This window comes from Acinetobacter sp. UBA3025 (assembly GCF_002367915.1).
Lineage (GTDB): Bacteria > Pseudomonadota > Gammaproteobacteria > Pseudomonadales > Moraxellaceae > Acinetobacter.
Genome location: NZ_DFDO01000205.1, coordinates 7,564 through 12,276, shown reverse-complemented (window position 1 = coordinate 12,276; position 4,713 = coordinate 7,564). Strand labels below are relative to the sequence as shown.

Annotated in this window: 7 protein-coding genes and 1 pseudogene; 1 reads left to right on the top strand and 7 read right to left on the bottom strand. The window is 42.2% G+C overall.

All coding sequences use genetic code 11. From position 1 onward, the window contains the following. Positions 1 to 401: pseudogene (locus B4J23_RS08620) on the bottom strand (DNA mismatch repair protein MutS); the annotation flags it as partial. A 252-nt stretch (positions 402 to 653) separates the two neighbouring features. Here B4J23_RS08620 and B4J23_RS08615 point away from each other — a divergent pair. Next, complete coding sequence (locus B4J23_RS08615; RefSeq protein ID WP_125278912.1) at positions 654 to 1,094, top strand: GFA family protein; 441 nt, start codon at positions 654 to 656, stop codon at positions 1,092 to 1,094. A 67-nt stretch (positions 1,095 to 1,161) separates the two neighbouring features. Here the strand turns inward: B4J23_RS08615 and trpC are convergent, their stop codons facing one another. The 6 genes from trpC to B4J23_RS08585 form a co-directional block, all read right to left on the bottom strand. Next, the gene (gene trpC / locus B4J23_RS08610; protein ID WP_291359990.1) at positions 1,162 to 1,968 is read right to left on the bottom strand and encodes an indole-3-glycerol phosphate synthase TrpC; all 807 of its coding nucleotides are present in this window, start codon (positions 1,966 to 1,968) and stop codon (positions 1,162 to 1,164) included. 20 nt (positions 1,969 to 1,988) lie between these two features. Next, positions 1,989 to 3,035: an anthranilate phosphoribosyltransferase gene (trpD, locus tag B4J23_RS08605; protein ID WP_034590018.1), complete on the bottom strand. Its 1,047-nt coding sequence runs from the start codon at positions 3,033 to 3,035 to the stop codon at positions 1,989 to 1,991. Between the two features lie 17 nt (positions 3,036 to 3,052). After that, positions 3,053 to 3,637, bottom strand: coding sequence for an anthranilate synthase component II (locus B4J23_RS08600; protein WP_004782771.1), 585 nt, complete (start codon positions 3,635 to 3,637; stop codon positions 3,053 to 3,055). A gap of 118 nt (positions 3,638 to 3,755) precedes the next feature. Further along, positions 3,756 to 4,028, bottom strand: coding sequence for a helix-turn-helix transcriptional regulator (locus tag B4J23_RS08595; protein ID WP_291359992.1), 273 nt, complete (start codon positions 4,026 to 4,028; stop codon positions 3,756 to 3,758). After that, positions 4,018 to 4,389: a hypothetical protein gene (locus B4J23_RS08590; protein WP_291359985.1), complete on the bottom strand. Its 372-nt coding sequence runs from the start codon at positions 4,387 to 4,389 to the stop codon at positions 4,018 to 4,020. The genes B4J23_RS08595 and B4J23_RS08590 overlap by 11 nt, the downstream gene beginning before the upstream one ends. Further along, the coding region (locus tag B4J23_RS08585; protein ID WP_291359983.1) for a hypothetical protein at positions 4,386 to 4,713 on the bottom strand (328 nt) is incomplete at its 5' end. The genes B4J23_RS08590 and B4J23_RS08585, both read right to left, overlap by 4 nt.

Genomic DNA, 4,713 nt, shown 5'->3' with positions numbered 1-4,713 from the left:
TTGCCTGCTTTTAAATCTTCAAAAACCTTATGCTGCAAGGTCGCAATGCGGTAGCTTAAGCTCGCTTGACTGCCAACCGGATTGAGCATGGCTTGAGTATCAGACAGGACGGTTTCATCGGTATGCATGGGGCCTTCGGCAGCAGCACGCTTGGCCAAAGTTTGCGCATCGACTTTTTTCTTGGGAGATTTTTCTATTTTCGCAATATTGCCGGCATCAATTTTTTGTACGCCTTGCATCTGCTTGCGAAATAGATCGAGGTCTTCCTCCTGTTCCTGCTCCGCTGTTTTCACGACAGGGGCAACAGGTTCAGCCTTAGGCTGAGGATGACTAATTTGCTTTTTAAGATCTTTGAGTAAATTGTACTGATCTTTAGAAAGCGAAGAATCGTGTTTGCTCATAATCTGGAAACGGGGGAGATACTGAATTTGGTAAATTATAGTCTTAAATGACTGAAAGGAGAAATGAATTGCACTAAATACAACATATCCCAAACCCAGCATTAATTTCTCAATAGTTTTCTAAGATTGTATAGCTTGATGAGCTTTAAATAGAAAATAATTCATGAATATTCTCCTTTTATCATTTTAACAGTTGCCGCGATGGAACATCTCTCTTTAAATATAAATCAATCAAACCTGGAAAATAAAAAAATGAGTTATTCAGGCAGTTGTTTGTGTGGCGATGTTCAGTTCAAAGTAAATACGAATATTCAGACCATGTATCATTGTCACTGCAGTTTATGTCGTAAACAGAGTGGTACGGCCGCGAATGCAGCAACTTTAGTTCATCAGCAATATTTTGAATGGACATCAGGACATGCTTCAATTTCCTGCTATCAAAAAGAGACCGGATTTCGTTCCCATTTTTGTCAACACTGTGGCTCACCTGTACCGAATCAGGTAGGTACAACTGCATTGATCTGGATTCCTTTAGGGCTTCTGGATCAAGCACCCAAAATTCAGCACAGACTGAGTTTTTGTCTGAACTCGAAGGTGGATTGGGCAGATGAAATCAAGGCGGATGAGTCCTATTCTGAACTGCCAGAATTTGAAAAATTAATCTCTTATTTTGATCATTCAACTCAGTATTAAATGAATTTGGTTAATAGAAATAAAAAAAGCCCCATGCTGAGATGGGGCTTTTTTTATACTTAATATTTTAAACCGATTCAGGCTCACCGAATAAATCACGGAAAGCATGATCTGGACGTGGCTGTTTCATGAAACTTTCACCGACCAGGAAAGCATGAATATCATGTTCCTGCATCATCGCAACATCAGCAGGGGTCGCAATACCGCTTTCAGTGACCAGCAGGCGTGAAGGATCCAGTAATTTTTTCAGACGTAGTGATGTATTCAGGTCGACATCAAAAGTTTTTAAATTACGGTTGTTCACACCCAGCAGACAACGATCAGACAGTTTTAAAGCACGTCCTAATTCTTCTTCATCATGCACTTCAACCAGTACATTCAGATTATGCTCAAATGCGGTTTTAGACATTTCCTCTAACTGCTGATCAGACAGACAGGCCACGATCAGCAAGATACAGTCTGCATGTAGTGCACGCGCTTCAATCACGCCATAAGGATCGATCAGGAAGTCTTTACGCAACGCAGGCAAGTCACAGTGCGAACGGGCGATCTGAATATTTTCATCAGCACCCTGAAAAAAATCCACATCAGTCAGTACAGATAAACAGGCAGCGCCGGCATCCTGATATTGTGCCGCAATTTCTGCAGGATTGAAGTTTTCACGAATCACGCCTTTGGACGGAGAAGCCTTTTTAATTTCAGCGATTACACCCGAACGTTTAGACATTAAAGATTGAGCAAAACCACGTACAGGTGTCGCGCCTTGAGCTAACTCTTCTATATCTTTATAGCTTTTCTGCTTCAAACGAAGAGCGAACTCTTCTTTCTTACGATCAACAATTTTACCCAAAATTGTATTTGCAATATCAACCATGATTCAAATTCCTGACCGTATTAAGCTTCATATTGTTTGATGGTTTTGGTGAATTCAGACAGCACGCTCATTTTTTCCAGTGCCTGGCCACCATAAATAATATCGTGTGCCAATGCCACACCTTGCTTATAGCTTGAAGTCAGGCCTGATACATAAATACCAGCACCGGCATTTAGGGCAATCATATTGGCAGCCTTATGACCGATCTCAGATTTCTTCTTGCCTAAGGCATCTTTAATCAGAGCCAGACTTTCTGCTGAACTTTCAATAATTAAGCCAGTTAAGGTTTGCGATTCAATGTCGACCTGTTCAGGAATGATTTCCCATTCAGTGATTTCACCGTTTTTCAGCTCAGCCACATGCGTCGAAGAAGCCAGACTGATTTCATCTAAGCCATCACGTGAATGTACGACCATGACATGTTCAGCACCGAGCTGTTTCATGACTTCTGCAATTGGGCGGCAAAGTTCATTGGAAAATACCCCGATGACCAAACGTTTTACGCCGGCCGGATTCGTAAGCGGGCCGAGCAGGTTGAAAATACTGCGAATACCCAGTTCTTTACGTGGACCAATCGCATATTTCATGGCTTTGTGATGATTCGGTGCGAACAGGAAGCCCACACCAATATCACGGATACAGCGTTCGGTTTGCTGCATATTCAAATCAAGATTAATGCCTGCCTGTTCCAGTAAATCTGAAGAGCCTGATTTGGTAGAAACACCACGGTTACCATGTTTGGCAATCGTTGCACCAGCTGCTGCAATTACAAAGGCTGAAGCGGTAGATACGTTAAACAGGTTTTGTCCATCACCGCCTGTACCGACGATATCCACCAGATGAGGGACATCACTGACATCAATTTTGGTTGCCAGTTCACGCATGACACGTGCTGCAGCAGTAATCTCGTCAATACTTTCGCCTTTCAGGCGTAGACCCATGAGCAGAGCACCGATCTGGGCATCGGTTGCTTCGCCAGACATAATGGTGCGCATCACGTCTTCCATTTGTTCCTGAGTCAGGTGAATGTTTTTAGTAATATTGCTTAAAGCTTGTTGAATATTCATGACTTGCGTTTTGCCCATTATGCGTAAATTTCAAGAAAGTTTTTAAAGATCTGATGACCATGCTGGCTCAGGATTGATTCCGGATGGAACTGCACACCTTCAATCGGTAGTGTCTTATGTTTAATCCCCATGATTTCTTCCATAGAGCCATCTTCTTCATTGGTCCAGCAGGTCACTTCCAGGCATTCAGGTAAAGTGGCCTGATCAATCACCAGCGAGTGGTAACGCGTCGCAGAGAAAGGATTCGGCAAGTTGCTAAAAATGCCTTTGTCGCTGTGATACATGTCAGACAAACGACCATGCATGACGCGTTTGGCACGAATAATATCGCCGCCAAAAGCCTGACCAATACTTTGATGTCCCAAACAAACACCGAGCAGGGGAATCTTGCCGCCAAAATGCTGAATGGCAGGAATCGAAATTCCCGCTTCACTTGGCGAACATGGACCAGGACCAATCACCAGATACTTGGGTTGCCATCGCTCAATATCCTCCAATGTCACGGCATCATTGCGGACTACTTTTACTTCTTGATTCAGTTCGCCAAAATACTGGACGATGTTATAAGTAAAGGAGTCATAGTTGTCGATCATGAGAAGCATATTGAGCCTAACCTCTTGAATTTTCGTATATTACTTAACATTGCAAAATTACATTACTCACAATGTTACTCACTTTGCATAAAGTGATTGATTTTAAGGGCATTAAAAAGCCGCTTAATCAAGCGGCTACTTTAGCACTTTTACAATGCCTTGTGACAACTTCATTCACATAACTATTAAGGTAGTAACTTCGTGGACCATCTTTATGAGGCTGTTCAATTTCTCCTTTTTTGATCCGGTCATACAACGTTGGTTCACTCATGTTCATGCGCTTGGCAAATTCCTTGATACTTACCCGGCGTTCATCTTGATGGGCCATTGCTCGTTTGAGCTCCTGCATCTCATCAAAGATCGCCTGGAGTAAGTCGGCTGATTGCACTTCAACTTGCATCATTCACCTCCAATCTTTTACCTGCTTTGATTTCTTCATCGGTGGCGTGTCGAATAATTCCACCACGTTTTAGTGTTGACTCAACAAAACCACACTCAAAATCAATACTGTCGAGCTGATTTAATTTTTTGTAGGCATCTCCATCCAAAGGATCATTACTGAGATATTTGCTTTCATAGCAAAAATAGTCCCCAATCTCAAAAATATTGTGCTGGCGACGGTATTCGAGAAGGGCTTTTTCCACATGCTGCGTTCTGAGTCCTGATCTCTGCATCATGATCAGCTCATCTATTGTAAAAGAAGTGGCATTAAGAAATGCCTTAGCCTTCTCATACCCACCCAACTGTTCAATAAGCTTCACGACACTTCTCCCAACGACTTCACCACACCTTCCGGTAAACCAAACACATCCTTAAATGCCTGATCAAATTCACCGCTTGCAATGAATTGATCGATGTTGTTTGCAGGTTGTTCATGCTTTGCGATGTAGCTGCTCAATGCCTGATATATACCGTTTGAATTTCCCTTTGTTACACCGACATGAATCTTGTCACCGATGTTTTTAACTGAAAATTCAACATTCAGATTTGAAGCGTCAATGATTTCCATAAATGGTAAGAATTCGTCCTGATTAAAAATCAGATCAAATGGCATTTCTTTATGCAGCTCATCACACACATAGTTA

Bases quoted from the DNA above. Each gene is read 5' to 3' on its own strand.
- B4J23_RS08615 (WP_125278912.1), top strand. From the start codon at position 654: ATGAGTTATTCAGGCAGTTGTTTGTGTGGCGATGTTCAGTTCAAAGTA.
- B4J23_RS08600 (WP_004782771.1), bottom strand. From the start codon at position 3,637: ATGCTTCTCATGATCGACAACTATGACTCCTTTACTTATAACATCGTC.
- B4J23_RS08595 (WP_291359992.1), bottom strand. From the start codon at position 4,028: ATGCAAGTTGAAGTGCAATCAGCCGACTTACTCCAGGCGATCTTTGAT.
- trpC (WP_291359990.1), bottom strand. From the start codon at position 1,968: ATGGTTGATATTGCAAATACAATTTTGGGTAAAATTGTTGATCGTAAG.
- trpD (WP_034590018.1), bottom strand. From the start codon at position 3,035: ATGAATATTCAACAAGCTTTAAGCAATATTACTAAAAACATTCACCTG.